This is a genomic window from Paenibacillus pedocola (genome assembly GCF_031599675.1).
GTDB classification, from domain to species: domain Bacteria; phylum Bacillota; class Bacilli; order Paenibacillales; family Paenibacillaceae; genus Paenibacillus_AQ; species Paenibacillus_AQ pedocola.
This window is the reverse complement of record NZ_CP134223.1, coordinates 3,630,325-3,645,070: the sequence shown is the minus strand read 5'-3', so window position 1 is coordinate 3,645,070 and position 14,746 is coordinate 3,630,325. Positions and strand designations below refer to the sequence as shown.

Genomic DNA, 14,746 nt, shown 5'->3' with positions numbered 1-14,746 from the left:
TTATTTCTCTGAAATTTGCCTAGCACTAACAATTACCTTTTTTAATAGAATGCTATTGGAATTCATAATTGTAAGGAGGCGGGCACAGGATGCAGAAGCGAAGTTCTACTCTTAAGCAAAAGCCAAAATATCCGAAACGGGCTCAGCGGCATGTGCATGAATTTGAAGGCAGTACGAAACTGGCCGAAGAAGGCGCGGATCGGCATAACCACCGCTTCGCAGGAGTTACCGGGCAGGCAATCCGGGTCGGTAGCAGTCATGTTCATGAAATTGATCTCAGCAAAACAGATTTTGCCGGCCATTTTCACAATCTTAAAAAGATCCGGACAGGACCGGCAATATCTGTAGGCAATGGAAAGCACGTTCACTTTGTAACAGGCCAGACCACACGGAACGACGGGCATGTCCATCCTTTTAATTTTGCGACGTTGATCCAGTCTCCGCTTATTTAACCTTTGAATGGAGCCCCGCCAGTCCATAGACAGGCGGGGTTATTGCCGTTTCAATAACAACCAAAAGCGGCGAGATTGACGGGAAGGGGGCCGAAGATTTAACATATACATGAGAGAACAGGCTATGATCACACAATTGTACACATCGAACAAACCAGTCCGCACTATTTACTTAATTGATGTAACTGCATATTACGTGGTATAATAGCAGGAAAGTTTCTCTCAGGTGTTGAATATACTTCTGAACAATCTAATTGAACCATTGGGGGTACGTCATATGAACAAGTCCATTAACATCCAAGATACGTTCTTGAACCAGCTGCGTAAAGAGAATATCCCTGCTACAGTATATTTAACCAACGGTTTTCAAATCCGGGGAATCATTAAAGCGTTTGACAATTTTACAATTGTCATCGACAGTGACGGGCGCCAGCAAATGGTGTACAAGCATGCGATCTCGACCTTCACACCGCAGCGCAGCGTCTCTTTGATGCAGGATAGCGGCAACGAAGAATAACATTTACTGTTTTAAAGCGAAACTTTTTTGTTTATAAACCGTTTGAATAGAGTGCGCGAGAGCAACCTGCGAAGGTTGTTCTTTTCATTCGTGCCGACAAATTTGAAGATATTTCCGAAAGGGAGTCAGGAGGCAGCATGTCCAGAGACGAAATATCCAGGACGAACAATAGAAACAGACAACCGAACCAGTCGAATTCCAAAGGGAAGTCTAAGAAAAAGAAAAAGTTTCTAACCAAGAAACGTGTGCTGTGGAGTTTGTTTTTTGCAATGGCGCTGGCGATTTTTTGTGCGCTTGGAGGCTATCTGTTCATTATGCTTAACGGCCAGAAGCTGTTGAATGAGAATCAGGACAAACTGACGGTGAATCCGCCAACGCAAATTTTTGACCGGAATGCGAACCTGATCGGAGAGCTGTCGCTCGAGAAAAGCGATCCGGTCGAATACGAGGACATTCCTGAACAGGTGATTAACGCCTTCGTCGCAACAGAGGATAAACGGTTCTTTGAACACAAGGGTGTAGATTTCTGGTCGATCGGCCGCGCAGCCGTAAAGGATATTGCAGCCCGCAGTATGGTGGAGGGCGGCAGTACCATTACCCAGCAGCTGGCAAAGAATATCTTCCTTACACGCGATAAGACCTTTTTCCGTAAGGCGACAGAGGTATCAATTGCTGTAGCATTGGAGAATACAAAGACCAAACCTGAAATTATCACGATGTATCTTAACCGTATTCCCTTCGGCGGAACGGTGTATGGCATCAAGGCAGCGTCAATTCGTTATTTCGGCAAGAGCAATCTGAAGGATCTGGAACTGTGGCAAATTGCAACCCTGGCAGCGATGCCAAAGGGGCCTTCCCGCTACAATCCGCTCCGCAATCCGGAGCTCTCCAAAGAACGCCGGGGAGTAGTGCTGCAGCTCATGTATGATCAGGGTTATATCACCAAGGAACAGATGGATGAGGCTAAAGTGGTAGATTACAACTACAAGCCGCCGGAAAGCAAGCAGCGCTATCAGGCATTTATAGATTTTGCCATTGATGAAGCAGAAGAGAAATTCGGACTGACAGAGGACGATTTGAACATCGGCGGCTACAAAATCTATACCACGATGGATAAGCATGCCCAGGAAACGGTGGAGGATGCTTTTGCCGACAGCGATAACTTTGAGGAAAGTGTAGACGATGAGCTTGTACAGGGCTCTATGACCATCATCAATCAGGAAAATGGCAGCATTGTCGCCCTGATGGGCGGACGTAATTATGAGAAAAAAGGCTTTAGCCGTGTTAACGGCAGCCGTCGTTCTCCGGGTTCATCCTTTAAGCCTCTGGTTGCTTATGCGCCGGCTCTTGAATCAGGCAAGTTTACCAGCGAATCCATGCTCAGCAATGAGAAACAGTGCTTCGGCACCTACTGTCCGAACAATCTGCACGGGTACTCGTCAACGATCAGCATGAGCGCAGCGATTACGAAGTCAGAGAATATTCCGGCAGTCTGGCTGCTGAATGAAATTGGTGTGAATACCGGCTTCCAGTTCGCGAAAAAGCTTGGTATTGATCTGAGTGATGATGACAAGAATCTGTCGCTCGCGCTCGGTGGTATGAGTAAAGGTACCAATACACTGGAAATGGCCCAGGCCTACAGTTCTTTTGCCAACGGCGGAGAACTTAGGGAAGCCTACTCGATTAAGTCAATTGCCAACAGCGACGGAGAAACAGTCTATAAAGCGAACACAACCCCTGAACGGGTAATGAGTGAGAATACGGCCTATCAGATGACACAAATGATGCAAGAGGTCGTAACCGACGGAACAGGTAAAAAAGCAAAAATCAACCGTCCGGTTGCCGGTAAGACCGGTACCACACAAAGCGGTTACGAAGGAATCAGCTCTAACCGGGACGTCTGGTTCGTCGGGTATACACCGGAATGGACCGCAGCTGTCTGGATGGGGTATGACAAGCCCAACAAGACCCACCTGCTTAAGAACAGCAGCCCGCTTGCTGCTGCCTTCTGGGGGAAGGTGATGAAAGAGGCGCTGGAGGGAGTTCCAAGCAAGTCGTTCCCTACACCTGAGGGTGCAGTGAAGACTGAACCAACAGCAACACCTGAAACGGTGCAGCCTGTCAACGGCTTGACCGCAGCTTATGATCCATCCACGATGACCGTTAACCTTAGCTGGGAGCCTGCGCAGACGGAAGGCGTGGAATACCGCATCTACCGCCGCGAGACTTCAGAGGCTGATTATAGTCCGTTACTTAACACGATGTCTTCCAGTGTAGGCGACATTAGCGCTATGCCTGGATTGACGTATGAGTATTATGTGACAGCATACTATCCTGAACTGGATACGGAAAGCGAGCCTTCCGGAGCTGTTACTGTTGCCGTACAGGATGAAGCCCCTACTACGGAGCCGGAACCGACGCTTGATCCCAATCAACCGACGGATAACCCAGGTAACGGTGAAAATAACGGGAACGGGAATGGTGCCGGAAACGGTGCTCCTGGCGGCAATAACGGCGGGGGCAACGGGAATGGCAATGGCAATGGTGGAGGGAATGGGAACGGCAACGGCAATGGGAACGGTAATGGTGCGGGGAATGGAGCCGGCAACGGCGGAGCACCTACAAATCCCCCTGAGAGTACTACCACCCCGCCTCCGGCCACCTTGGCACCGACTGCTACTCCGGTAGTTACACCGGGCAGCGGCAACACCGGGCCGGATGACGGTACCGAAGCGGGAACGGATCCGGCAGCTGCTTTGTAGAATTAAGTAGTAACAAGTATTAGAATGGCTTTTGCCAGTCAGGCATAAATCCGGCGGCCGTACCTCTGAATCTGTGGAGGTAGGGCTGCCGTTTTTTTGTGTACGGGGAACTAGTGGTACAGACGGCAGTCGTATAATGTAAGTCTTGTTTTGAGTGTGTCTGCCAAATGTGTTAAGCTGAATACACCATTATTCGAGAGGGTTATTCATATGAAACGTAAATTCGGAGACCGGGCCAACTGGCGCCGGATTACGCGCCGCCATTTTGCCTGCCGCTATGTGGAAACCCGGGAATTCAGCGGTTATATCACACTTTATACTATTTACGGGCTGAAGGAACCTCTGTGGAAGAGCTACGGCAGACATACATACCGTATCGCGGACAAAGGCTATTCATGGCTGCAGTATTTTCCCAAGGATAGCCATTATATTGTCACGGCCATGTTTGATGAACGGCAGAATATTGTACAATGGTACATAGACACCTGCAAGGTTCAGGGGGTTACAGATCAAGGTGTCCCCTGGTTTGACGATCTGTATCTGGATGTTGTAGTACTGTGGAACGGTGAAGTATTTTTACTCGATGAGGATGAGCTTGAGGAAGCACTGGAGCGGGAAGATATTACGGACAGTGACTATAATCTGGCCTGGGCAACAGCCAAGAGTATTCTGCGCAGCATAGACGCACACGCCTTTCCTTATTTTGCTCTTTCTCTGAAGCACCGTGCCGAATTGTTTCACCACGGAGAATTCAGGAGGAAATAGAAATGGAATGGTATGTATACCAAAAAGGCTCGTCTCCAATCCGAAAGGTATCCCGGAGAGGGCGCTCCCACCTCAAACGCAATCTGCTGATCGTTTGTATTTTTGTAGCGGCAGCAGGTCTGCTTTGGTGTGCGGTTGCATTTAACCGTATTAATAACACCGCAACAACTGCTCCGATGACGAAGGCGGATGCCGGTATTATCCTCGGGATGGCTATGTGGGGAGATGAACCCAGTCCGGGTCTCAAGGAGCGCCTGGATTATGGACTGAAGCTTTACAATGAAGGGATGTTCAGCCGAATTATTGTTTCTGGAGGTCTGGACAAGGCAGATTATCAATATACCGAGGGTCAAGGAATGCGGAATTATCTGGTGGCGCAAGGTGTACCCGAAGACGCAATCTTGATGGAGAATGAATCTACCAGCACCTATGAGAATCTGAAGTTCAGTCAAAAGATTATGCAGCAGGAGGGAATGACCTCTGTTGTGATCATTACCCACACCTATCACGGGCGGCGGGCGCTGGAGATCGCCAGGGAAATCGGCTATGCCTCACCGCAGCTGGGTCTGACAGAGTCTCAAACCATGTCCATGCTGAAATATAAGACCCGAGAAATTCTGGCTTATACCAAATGGAAGATGCAGCAGCTGTCCATGTAATGAACGCGGCAAGCATAAATATCCCGAAACTGCTAATAAGACCTCACTAGCCGGAATAGACTTGAGTTAGAGCAAGTCAGCCCTGGATAATGAGGTGAACAAGGTGAACGGACGCGTAGCAGCGGCAAGCGGACGGGAGGAAGGCAGACCGTCACGCCAGATTAATATTGTGCTGCGGAATCAAGAGCCACCTGCGGTAAACATTGCTGCAGGTGAACACAGCAGCGGGGCTGTGCCCACCAAAAATCACGGCCATAGCGGACTATTCCAGGAATTAAGCCGGGAACTTGATGCCCTTGTCGGCCTGGATAATATCAAAGAACTTGTATTTGAAATCTACGCGCTCCTGCAAGTCGCACAGATGCGCAGCGAGGCGGGGCTGGCCAGTGGCGGTCAGGCGTATCATATGGTTTTTAAGGGGAACCCCGGAACCGGTAAAACAACCGTGGCAAGGATCGTGGCTAAGCTGTTTCAACGGATGGGTGTATTGAGCAAAGGGCACCTGATCGAAGTAGAACGTGCGGATCTGGTAGGCGAATATATTGGACATACCGCACAAAAAACACGAGATCTGGTGAAAAAGGCGCTTGGCGGCATCCTGTTTATCGATGAAGCCTACAGTCTAGCCCGGGGTGGAGATAAGGATTTTGGTAAGGAAGCGATAGATACACTTGTTAAATCTATGGAAGATCACCGCAGCCAATTTGTGCTTATCCTGGCCGGGTATTCCGGTGAGATCGATTATTTCCTTATGAGCAACCCAGGCTTGCCTTCGCGTTTTCCGATTCAGGTAGAGTTTCCCGACTATACGATCGATCAGCTGCTGCAGATTGCCGAGCTGATGGCCAAAGAGCGGGACTATATTTTAATGCCGCAGGCTATACTCAAACTAAAGCAGCATTTGCTGATCGAGAAGACGGAAAGTCTTCATGCTTTCAGCAATGCCCGCTATGTACGTAATTCCATTGAGAAGGCCGTACGGTCACAAGCGGTGCGGCTGCTGAATCAATATGAGAGCAACAGCCCCGGCAAGCAGGAGCTAATGACGCTGCGGACGGAGGATTTTAAGCTGTAGGCCGTAGATGTTAGAGTAAATCGCAGGTAATGAAAGCTAAATCCCAAGAGGTAAAAGGATAAGGAGTACTACATTCATGGCAATAACACATGATACACAAACGGATGTTCAGGACCGGGCCATTCTGGTCAGTCTGGTCACAGACAAAATCAAACGCACGGGCATCGATCCTGAGCTTTCACTGCAAGAATTGGTTCAACTGGCTGAGACGGCCGGGGTGGAGGTGCTGGATGTACTCCGCCAGAACAAGGAAACTCCCGATTCGAAATGGTTTATCGGCAAAGGCAAGGTAGAAGAGCTGCGGATGGCGGCAGACGGCCTGGGAGCCAATACGGCGATTTTTGACCAGGAGCTGTCCGGTGCCCAGGTCCGCAACCTTGAAGAAGCACTGGATCTGAAGATCATCGACCGTACGCAGCTGATTTTAGATATTTTTGCAGGGAGAGCTAAGACGCGGGAAGGCATCATCCAGGTGGAGCTGGCACAGCTCTCCTATCTGCTGCCCCGTCTGTCGGGTCACGGCAAGAATTTGTCCAGGCTTGGCGGCGGAATAGGCACGAGAGGTCCAGGTGAGAGCAAGCTGGAGACAGACCGCCGTCATATCCGGGATCGGATCACTGAACTGAAGCGCCAGCTGGATGATGTCGTCAAGACGCGTGAGCTGCACCGCGAACGCCGCCGCAAGAGCGGCGCTGTTCAGGTAGCACTGGTCGGCTATACCAATGCCGGCAAATCCACGCTGCTGAAGCAGCTGACGGATGCCGATGTTTATATTGAGAACCAGTTATTTGCTACACTGGATCCGACTTCACGTGTCCTGCAGCTTCCTGCGGGCAAGGAAGTCGTACTCACTGACACGGTAGGGTTCATTCAGAACCTGCCGCATGATTTGGTAGCCTCCTTCCGGGCAACCCTGGAAGAAGTAAACGAAGCCAATCTGGTGCTCCATGTGGTAGATGCCTCATCTCCGATGCGTGAAGAGCAAATGGAGGTTGTGGATTCAATTCTCCAGGATCTCGGCGCTGCCGGCAAACCGAGGGTCGTTCTGTTCAATAAAAGCGATCTCTGCCAGCCGGAACAGCTGGAGATGCTGCCAACCGGCCAAGGCTATCTGAAGATCAGCGCTTTTAGCCCCGAGGATCTGACCCGTGTTACTGGACTGATCGCCGATGAATTGGCTGGAGATACGCTTGTCTTTCGGATTCCCGGAGACCGTGGTGACCTTTCTTCACTGCTGTATCGTGTAGGTGAAGTGCTTGAACTGAATTATGAGGAGAATGATGTACTGTACAATGTCCGCTTGAATAAAGAGGATTATGAAAAGTGGGGATACAAACTTGCTGAGTTTGTGGTGCAGTAACAGCAAGTGTTAAGTAAATGTAATGTTAGGAGAGAATAAGGGGAAATGGCTGTTTTTGCAGAGGATATTTTACAGGCGGCAGAGGCCGCCGAGCTAGAGATTGAAAGGGCCGTTAAAGCGCTTGATAAGATTGTGGACCATAACCAATGGAAGGTGATTGAGGCGTTCCAGCGCCAGCAGGTCAGCGACTTTCATTTTGCCGGGTCTACCGGCTATGCCTATAATGACCGGGGCCGGGAGGTCCTGGATCTGGTGTATGCCGATATCTTCGGCGCAGAAAGCGCACTGGTACGCCCGCATTTCGCTTCCGGGACACATACCATCTCCACGGCACTCTTTGGAGTGCTGCGTCCAGGAGATGAGCTGTTGTATATCACCGGACGCCCCTATGACACGCTGCATAAGGTAGTGGGCAAGCCGGGTGACGGAACAGGCTCATTAGCCGATTTTGGGATCGGCTACAAAGAGACGGCGCTTACCTCTGACGGAAAAATTGACTGGGATGAAGTAGCGCTGTCCATTAACGACCAGACAAAAGTCATCGGGATTCAAAGATCCCGGGGTTATGACTGGCGTTCATCCTTTACAGTTGCTGAAATCGGAGAAATGGTGACCAAAGTAAAGGCTTTGAAGCCTGAGCTTATTGTTTTTGTAGATAATTGCTATGGTGAATTCACCGAAGTGCTGGAGCCGCCGCAGGTCGGAGCGGATCTTGTTGCCGGCTCGCTGATCAAAAACCCCGGCGGCGGGATTGCAGAGACCGGCGGCTATATTTGCGGGCGCAGTGACCTTGTAGAACTGGCAGCGTACCGGCTTACCGCACCGGGTATCGGCGGTGAAGTTGGTGCGATGCTCGGCACGACCCGCGGTCTTTTCCAGGGGCTGTTCATGGCGCCGCATACAGTCGGACAGGCTGTGAAGGGCAGTGTCTTTGCCGCTGCTGTATTCGAGCGCTGCGGTTTCACAACCAAGCCGGCCTGGAACGAACCGCGTACGGATCTGATCCAAGCGGTCGCTTTTGACGGTCCGGAGCATCTTATAGCCTTCGTACAAGGCATTCAGCGTGCAGCGGCCGTGGATAGCCATGTCGTTCCGGAAGCATGGGATATGCCGGGCTACGAGCATCCTGTCATTATGGCGGCAGGAACGTTCATCCAGGGCGGAAGTTTGGAGTTATCTGCGGATGCACCCATCCGGGCGCCGTATATCGGCTATATGCAGGGCGGATTAACCTACTCTCATGTGAAATTCGGCGTGTTGATGGCATTGCAATGTATGCGGGAGCGCAAACTCTTATAGCAGGTCATTTTGTTTTATGGGAATATATGTTATATTATCAGTAAGAATGGAGCTGATAATTATGACAGCACTTATAAGTATTGGCATTTTGCTGCTAACTGTTCTCCCTATGGCTTGGTATTATGCTGCTCTGGGCAAGCGGATTTCCGCTGAGGAGAAAAAAGCCGGAAGAGACCTTACGAATGAGGTTAATCCTTTTACAGGCGGAAGATAATACTTAATAACCCTGCTTATTGAAGCGGGGTTATTTTTTGTTCAACCAGGCTGTACGCTTATTCTGTACTTCTGCCTGCTTTTTTGCTTCTGGATTGTTCGATGTGATATACTGCGATAGTCTTCATCCTTTGTAGCTAACACCCAGTTCACCTTCTGTTTCGCAGTAATCTACTAATGTTGTAAAGAAAACTAACATACCATTGACACGCCAAATTAAGAAATGTACAATGAGATGAGAAAAAGATCATTGGAAGGTTGGATGAGTCATGGGTGATGAAATCCGCAGAAATATGGCATTATTTCCTATAGGAATCGTAATGAAGCTAACCGATTTATCTGCTAGACAAATTCGTTATTATGAGCAACACAGCCTGATCGTGCCCGCACGCACTTCCGGCAACCAGCGTTTGTTCTCATTTAATGATGTAGAGCGCCTATTGGAAATCAAAGCATTAATTGAGAAAGGCGTTAATATTGCCGGCATTAAGCAGGTAATGAACCCTGTCTCGAAGGAATCCGAAGAAGCTACGGTAATTACCCCTGACACAGAGGTTCGCCGTAGAGAGTTGTCTGATTCACAGCTTCACCGTTTGCTTAAGCAGGAACTGGTTTCGGGTAAAAGACCGGGACAAGTATCTCTTATTCAAGGCGAGCTATCCCGGTTTTTTAATAAATAAACAACAACCAAAGAGAGTTGAAAGGGAGAGGGTAAAGTGAGCTTTTCTAAAGAGGATATTATCCGCATCGCCAAGGAAGAAAACGTCCGTTTTATTCGCCTGCAATTCACCGACCTGCTCGGAACGATCAAAAACGTTGAGATTCCTGTAAGCCAGCTTGAAAAAGCGCTCGACAATAAAATGATGTTCGATGGATCGTCCATTGAAGGTTATGTGCGTATTGAGGAATCTGACATGTATCTCTATCCGGACCTCAGCACATGGGTGATTTTCCCTTGGGTGACGGACAGCCGGGTAGCACGTCTGATTTGTGATGTGTACATGCCTGATGGAACACCGTTTGCCGGCGATCCGCGCGGCATTCTCAAACGCTGTCTTGAGGAAGCAGAAGAAATGGGCTACACTGCCATGAACGTTGGACCAGAGCCGGAATTTTTCCTGTTCAGAACCGATGAGAAGGGTAATCCTACTACAGAATTGAATGACCAGGGTGGATATTTCGATTTGGCGCCGATGGATCTTGGGGAGAACTGCCGCCGCGAAATCGTATTGACTCTTGAAGAAATGGGCTTCGAAATTGAAGCTTCTCACCACGAAGTGGCTTCCGGCCAGCATGAAATTGACTTCAAATATGCGGATGCGATCAAAGCCGCTGACCAAATTCAAACCTTCAAGCTCGTTGTGAAGACGGTTGCCCGTCAGCACGGCCTGCATGCTACTTTTATGCCTAAGCCTCTATTTGGTATGAACGGATCCGGGATGCATGCCCACCAATCCTTGTTCAAAGGCAATGAGAATGTATTCTATGATGAAAGTGATACGCTCGGCCTGAGCAAAACTGCACGGTATTACATGGCTGGTATCCTGAAGCACGCACGTGCTTTTGCCGCCATCACGAATCCGACAGTGAACTCTTACAAACGTCTGGTTCCCGGTTATGAAGCCCCTTGTTACGTAGCCTGGTCTGCGAGCAACCGCAGCCCGATGATTCGTATTCCGGCTTCCAGAGGACTCAGTACACGCATTGAAGTCCGCAATCCGGACCCTGCAGCTAACCCGTATCTTGCACTTGCTGTAATGTTGAAGGCAGGTCTTGACGGAATCAAGCGCCAGCTTGATCTTCCGGCTCCAATCGACCGGAACATCTATGTGATGTCTGAGGAAGAGCGGATTGAAGAAGGCATTCCAAGCTTGCCGTCCGATCTGAAAGAAGCACTAAATGAAATGATCCGCAGCCATGTCATCACTGAAGCCCTTGGTGAACATGCTTTGGCTCACTTCTATGAACTGAAGGAAATCGAATGGGACATCTATCGTACCCAGGTTCACGAGTGGGAAAGAGCTCAGTACATGACTCTTTACTAGTTGCAAGCAACCCCTGGCGCCTCTGGCGTCGGGGGTTTTTTGTGTGGGCGTAGGGGGTGCTATGAGCCCTTAATATGACGGTGCCCACAAATTGCCCGCAAAATTGTGAGGACTATTCGAGGATGGATTTCATATAAAGTGGAATTTCATATCCCGCTTAAACAGCGGAGAGGACGGACTGATTGTGGAAAAGCGGTAGCGGCCGCCTTGGTCACCGGATTTTCACCGCTAAGGGGAATGAGAAAAATCTGGAGACCAAAGCGATTGGAACAACGGCCCGTTTGCGCAGCGTCCACCTAAGTGCACAAGCCGATCCTACTCAAAAAAAGAGGTGTCCCAGAAAAGATTATATGGCTATTGGTGCAGGACCTTTTGTTTTTGCTGCCTAAGAGGTACCTCATTCTTTTTTTGGCGATTAGTTACAATACATAGAAAATTATAGAGATTTATGGTAAATTTACTGCACTTAGACTTTGATGAGACTTTAAACGGAGAGGCGCGGGATAAATGAGTAAAAGCCCATTTGAACAATTTCCACGAATTGAATCTGCAGCAATTACATTAAGAAAAATAACTGATTCTGATCTCGACGAGCTGTTTGACATCTATAGCAATGAAAAGCTGTTTGTGCATTCACCAGTAATGCTGAAGAAAAACAAAGAGACAGTGGCCAATATGATAGGACATTTTGAAAGAGATTTTCTTAAGAAGAAGACGATTTTCCTGGGAATCTGCTTGAACAAAGAGCCTGAACGTATTGTTGGCGTGGCAGAAATATTTGATTATGTGCAGGACGTAAATATGATCACCATAGGTTACAGGCTTGACGATAAATTTTGGGGTCAGGGGATTGCCACAGAAGCAGTTCAGGCGATAACGGAATATTTGTTCAAGGAGTTAGGGATCAATCGTATTCAAGCCTTTGTAATGCCGGAGAATATCAAATCCCAGAAGGTGCTGCTGAGGAATTATTTTAGACAAGAAGGCACGATCCGGCAAGGTCAGGTCTGGAAAGGACATGGCGTAGTGGATTTAGAGGTGTTCTCACGGCTGGATAGCGATGAGACCAAATATTAACTTAACGAAGCAGCGTACGCTTTCTTGACCATAATTTAACCCAAAGCCTTAGCTCGTCGTCCCGAAAAAACTTGATCCCAACCAACTTTAGAGGAGTCCATATTTCTTTAAAATAATAACTGGGCATAGAGAAATCCTCCTGATAATTTTTATTATATTATAATCTATTATGCATTATTTCCAACTTAAGATAGAATTGTTGCAGTTTATAAAGATTCCTAAAAATGGATGTATGCTTTAGCAACACGATTCTACTTTTTTCTGTCACTTAAATTGGAAAAATTGAGTAAATAAAGTTTGATTAATGTCAGATGGAATGGTAAGCTAGGCTGATAGTAAGGCATTTCGCAGATAGCTGCGGAGTGCCTTGCTGTTCGTTTGGATGGATTTTACATTAAATGTTAGCCAAGGGGTGATGAGCCATGTGCATTTCGTCGCTTTTAAATATAGGGATTCCCATATGAGCTTGATGCAGTTAAATGAATGCAATTAAAGGAGGATATTATGATACAGGTAAAAGAATTTGTGGACGGCGATAATTTTTATGCGGAGAACAAGGCGAATGAATTCCTCAAGGGGTTACGTGAAGAGCAGGTAGTTAACATCTGTTATGGCTCAGTAGTCAAATCTTCGCGTGACGGTGCAGAGCACCAGCGGAGCACAATATTGGTGGTATACAAGTCAGATGAAAAATAACTACTGGAAACATTTTTTTACGTGGTTGTCGTTCGCCTCATCCTTGACCATCGTGGTTTTGATTCTTTTCTATGCTATAGTTGAATGCGGTTTATAGTTTGCGGAGTAAATTCCGGAACGGATAAAATAAGGCATTATCAGAGGGGTTCCTTTAACGGGAGAAGCTCATGGTAATGCCTTTTCGTATACATGGGTTAGTTGATTTCTCATTTACAGCCATTCACATTTGGATTATATTGGAATGGCTGAGAAATAAGCTTCACATCATGTGAATAAACGGTAGGGACAATAGCCTGTAATTTAGAATGGGAGTGGTAAGGATGCCTGCAGGAATTGCCTGGTTTATGACCGCGTTTCTTGTACTTTGGACGGGAACGGCGTTATTTGCTACGATTAAACCGCGCTATTTTTGGCAGATTACCCAAGGCTGGAAAGCTTTCAAAGAGCCGCCACAAGCATATTTTATCTTTTCTGCTATCGGCACAGGGATTTTTGCAGTTATTGGCCTTGCACTATTGTTATTTCCTTTCTATCATGGCCGTTAGACGAACCATGGCTATGTCAGATAGATATAAATATCATTTACAGGCCATTGTATGGCTTGCCGAAGGAGTAGATGAACGATGAGTGTAACCCCAGGGGCTTATTTTCTGAGTGGATTCGGAGTGTTTGCCGTGTTGATCTGGCTGGTATCTGCTGTGGCGTGTATCTACGCTTTTGTGTTGTTTGTTAAGCTTGCACGCAGAGGGATAACGGCCCTTGACCTGTACAATTATTCCAAAAACCTTGAAATCCGCGCTAAATATGAATCAGCCAATAAGGAGGGACCGTATTGAATGCGACTTATAAGGTGCTGGTAAGCGATGCGGACCTTTTCACTGCTGCGCTCGCTGAGGCGAATATATACGTAGTACAGATGCTAGACGGAAAGCCGCATGTTATCGCTGATTACGCAGGACCTCTGCAAAAATGGACACCAGATTATATCATGCTGGCGGGAATGGCCTATAAACGTACGGAGTATGAATTCCGGGTGCGTCTGCCCAAAAAATAACAAATGCCAGTTCACACAAACCGATGAAGCCAGAATTGCATCTCTTATACTATCAAACGTAAAAGAGGTGGAATTATGACAGAAACAGAACGGTTAAGAATCCGAAGAGCGATTCGAGCATTGTTGGCGCAAAGGTCCATTTTATTGGAAAGACTTGAAGAGATTAATGAGAATCTGCGCAGAGTACCCAATCCAAGCCGGGCCAGACGCGAATTGCTGGCAGCTCGTGTATCGATCCGGGAAGCATTGCGCCTAAACCGAATCGCGATCAGACTCTTGCGCAGTGTGCTGTAGCCGGAGCTCTTGTTGGGGATAGCCCTAATAATCTGTTTGCACATCATATGAATAAATGAAGAACACCTCTTCCCGTACAAGCGCGGGTAGAGGTGTTCTTTTGACATGGACTAACGTGCGAATTATGAATAGCTTTACTCCCTAATCGTTACACGCGTGCCAATGGGGACTATACGAGATAAAGCGAGAACATCAGTATTATACATCCGTATGCAACCGTGGGAGACCCTATGACCGATCGAAGCAGGGTCATTCGTTCCGTGAATGCCGTAATGCGGTTTAGACAGCCCCATCCAAAAGGCGCCAAAAGGCCCGCCGGGATTGGGCTGCTTGTTAATGATGGTATACTCGCCTGTAGGTGAAACTGTCAGCATGGTGCCGATTCCAACGGGAAAACCACGGGTCACAATGTCGTTATCCAGTAAATACAGCATGCGCTGCGACAGATCAACAATTATCCGGTAATTGGGCAAAGTCA

Annotated in this window: 18 protein-coding genes; 17 read left to right on the top strand and 1 reads right to left on the bottom strand. The window is 48.0% G+C overall.

The window, feature by feature from the left end; all coding sequences use genetic code 11:
* Positions 1–89: 89 nt before the first annotated feature.
* The 17 genes from QU597_RS16005 to QU597_RS15925 all read left to right on the top strand — a co-directional run bounded on the left by QU597_RS16005 (position 90) and on the right by QU597_RS15925 (position 14,268).
* On the top strand, positions 90–452 hold the full coding sequence (locus QU597_RS16005; protein ID WP_310828917.1) for a YmaF family protein: 363 nt from the start codon (positions 90–92) through the stop codon (positions 450–452).
* Between the two features lie 277 nt (positions 453–729).
* Positions 730–969: an RNA chaperone Hfq gene (gene hfq / locus QU597_RS16000; protein ID WP_054940907.1), complete on the top strand. Its 240-nt coding sequence runs from the start codon at positions 730–732 to the stop codon at positions 967–969.
* Positions 970–1,106: 137 nt separating this feature from the next.
* Entirely contained in the window at positions 1,107–3,731 is a 2,625-nt protein-coding gene (locus tag QU597_RS15995) for a transglycosylase domain-containing protein (RefSeq protein ID WP_310828916.1), read from the top strand.
* A 210-nt stretch (positions 3,732–3,941) separates the two neighbouring features.
* Entirely contained in the window at positions 3,942–4,496 is a 555-nt protein-coding gene (locus QU597_RS15990; protein ID WP_206100414.1) for a ribonuclease FAU-1 family protein, read from the top strand.
* Between the two features lie 2 nt (positions 4,497–4,498).
* Positions 4,499–5,155, top strand: coding sequence for a YdcF family protein (locus QU597_RS15985; protein WP_310828915.1), 657 nt, complete (start codon positions 4,499–4,501; stop codon positions 5,153–5,155).
* 103 nt (positions 5,156–5,258) lie between these two features.
* On the top strand, positions 5,259–6,230 hold the full coding sequence (locus QU597_RS15980; protein WP_206100412.1) for an AAA family ATPase: 972 nt from the start codon (positions 5,259–5,261) through the stop codon (positions 6,228–6,230).
* Positions 6,231–6,306: 76 nt separating this feature from the next.
* Positions 6,307–7,590, top strand: coding sequence for a GTPase HflX (hflX, locus tag QU597_RS15975; RefSeq protein ID WP_054940902.1), 1,284 nt, complete (start codon positions 6,307–6,309; stop codon positions 7,588–7,590).
* Between the two features lie 45 nt (positions 7,591–7,635).
* Complete coding sequence (locus QU597_RS15970; protein WP_310828914.1) at positions 7,636–8,889, top strand: methionine gamma-lyase family protein; 1,254 nt, start codon at positions 7,636–7,638, stop codon at positions 8,887–8,889.
* Positions 8,890–8,950: 61 nt separating this feature from the next.
* Complete coding sequence (locus tag QU597_RS15965; protein WP_310828913.1) at positions 8,951–9,103, top strand: hypothetical protein; 153 nt, start codon at positions 8,951–8,953, stop codon at positions 9,101–9,103.
* Positions 9,104–9,371: 268 nt separating this feature from the next.
* Positions 9,372–9,782 carry a MerR family transcriptional regulator gene (locus QU597_RS15960; RefSeq protein ID WP_019910684.1) on the top strand — a complete coding sequence of 137 codons (411 nt, stop codon included), beginning with the start codon at positions 9,372–9,374 and terminating at the stop codon, positions 9,780–9,782.
* Between the two features lie 36 nt (positions 9,783–9,818).
* Entirely contained in the window at positions 9,819–11,147 is a 1,329-nt protein-coding gene (gene glnA / locus QU597_RS15955) for a type I glutamate--ammonia ligase (protein ID WP_206100409.1), read from the top strand.
* Positions 11,148–11,654: 507 nt separating this feature from the next.
* Positions 11,655–12,224, top strand: a complete 570-nt coding sequence (locus QU597_RS15950) for a GNAT family N-acetyltransferase (RefSeq protein ID WP_310828909.1) — start codon at positions 11,655–11,657, stop codon at positions 12,222–12,224.
* Positions 12,225–12,728: 504 nt separating this feature from the next.
* Positions 12,729–12,920 carry a sporulation protein Cse60 gene (locus QU597_RS15945; protein ID WP_054940896.1) on the top strand — a complete coding sequence of 64 codons (192 nt, stop codon included), beginning with the start codon at positions 12,729–12,731 and terminating at the stop codon, positions 12,918–12,920.
* Positions 12,921–13,240: 320 nt separating this feature from the next.
* Positions 13,241–13,465 carry a DUF6199 family natural product biosynthesis protein gene (locus tag QU597_RS15940; RefSeq protein ID WP_310828908.1) on the top strand — a complete coding sequence of 75 codons (225 nt, stop codon included), beginning with the start codon at positions 13,241–13,243 and terminating at the stop codon, positions 13,463–13,465.
* A 78-nt stretch (positions 13,466–13,543) separates the two neighbouring features.
* Positions 13,544–13,756, top strand: coding sequence for a hypothetical protein (locus QU597_RS15935; protein WP_206105359.1), 213 nt, complete (start codon positions 13,544–13,546; stop codon positions 13,754–13,756).
* Positions 13,753–13,974 carry a hypothetical protein gene (locus QU597_RS15930; protein WP_236330496.1) on the top strand — a complete coding sequence of 74 codons (222 nt, stop codon included), beginning with the start codon at positions 13,753–13,755 and terminating at the stop codon, positions 13,972–13,974. Before QU597_RS15935 ends, QU597_RS15930 begins: the two co-directional genes overlap by 4 nt.
* A 144-nt stretch (positions 13,975–14,118) precedes the next feature.
* On the top strand, positions 14,119–14,268 hold the full coding sequence (locus QU597_RS15925) for a hypothetical protein (protein ID WP_310828907.1): 150 nt from the start codon (positions 14,119–14,121) through the stop codon (positions 14,266–14,268).
* 134 nt (positions 14,269–14,402) lie between these two features.
* On the opposite strand, the gene QU597_RS15920 is transcribed toward QU597_RS15925, so the two are convergent.
* Positions 14,403–14,741 carry a L,D-transpeptidase gene (locus QU597_RS15920; RefSeq protein ID WP_310833337.1) on the bottom strand — a complete coding sequence of 113 codons (339 nt, stop codon included), beginning with the start codon at positions 14,739–14,741 and terminating at the stop codon, positions 14,403–14,405.
* Positions 14,742–14,746 lie beyond the last annotated feature (5 nt).

Bases quoted from the DNA above. Each gene is read 5' to 3' on its own strand.
- QU597_RS15935 (WP_206105359.1), top strand. From the start codon at position 13,544: ATGAGTGTAACCCCAGGGGCTTATTTTCTGAGTGGATTCGGAGTGTTT.
- QU597_RS16005 (WP_310828917.1), top strand. From the start codon at position 90: ATGCAGAAGCGAAGTTCTACTCTTAAGCAAAAGCCAAAATATCCGAAA.
- QU597_RS15985 (WP_310828915.1), top strand. From the start codon at position 4,499: ATGGAATGGTATGTATACCAAAAAGGCTCGTCTCCAATCCGAAAGGTA.
- QU597_RS15940 (WP_310828908.1), top strand. From the start codon at position 13,241: ATGCCTGCAGGAATTGCCTGGTTTATGACCGCGTTTCTTGTACTTTGG.
- QU597_RS15995 (WP_310828916.1), top strand. From the start codon at position 1,107: ATGTCCAGAGACGAAATATCCAGGACGAACAATAGAAACAGACAACCG.
- hfq (WP_054940907.1), top strand. From the start codon at position 730: ATGAACAAGTCCATTAACATCCAAGATACGTTCTTGAACCAGCTGCGT.
- QU597_RS15950 (WP_310828909.1), top strand. From the start codon at position 11,655: ATGAGTAAAAGCCCATTTGAACAATTTCCACGAATTGAATCTGCAGCA.
- QU597_RS15970 (WP_310828914.1), top strand. From the start codon at position 7,636: ATGGCTGTTTTTGCAGAGGATATTTTACAGGCGGCAGAGGCCGCCGAG.
- QU597_RS15965 (WP_310828913.1), top strand. From the start codon at position 8,951: ATGACAGCACTTATAAGTATTGGCATTTTGCTGCTAACTGTTCTCCCT.
- QU597_RS15990 (WP_206100414.1), top strand. From the start codon at position 3,942: ATGAAACGTAAATTCGGAGACCGGGCCAACTGGCGCCGGATTACGCGC.
- hflX (WP_054940902.1), top strand. From the start codon at position 6,307: ATGGCAATAACACATGATACACAAACGGATGTTCAGGACCGGGCCATT.
- QU597_RS15960 (WP_019910684.1), top strand. From the start codon at position 9,372: ATGGGTGATGAAATCCGCAGAAATATGGCATTATTTCCTATAGGAATC.
- QU597_RS15945 (WP_054940896.1), top strand. From the start codon at position 12,729: ATGATACAGGTAAAAGAATTTGTGGACGGCGATAATTTTTATGCGGAG.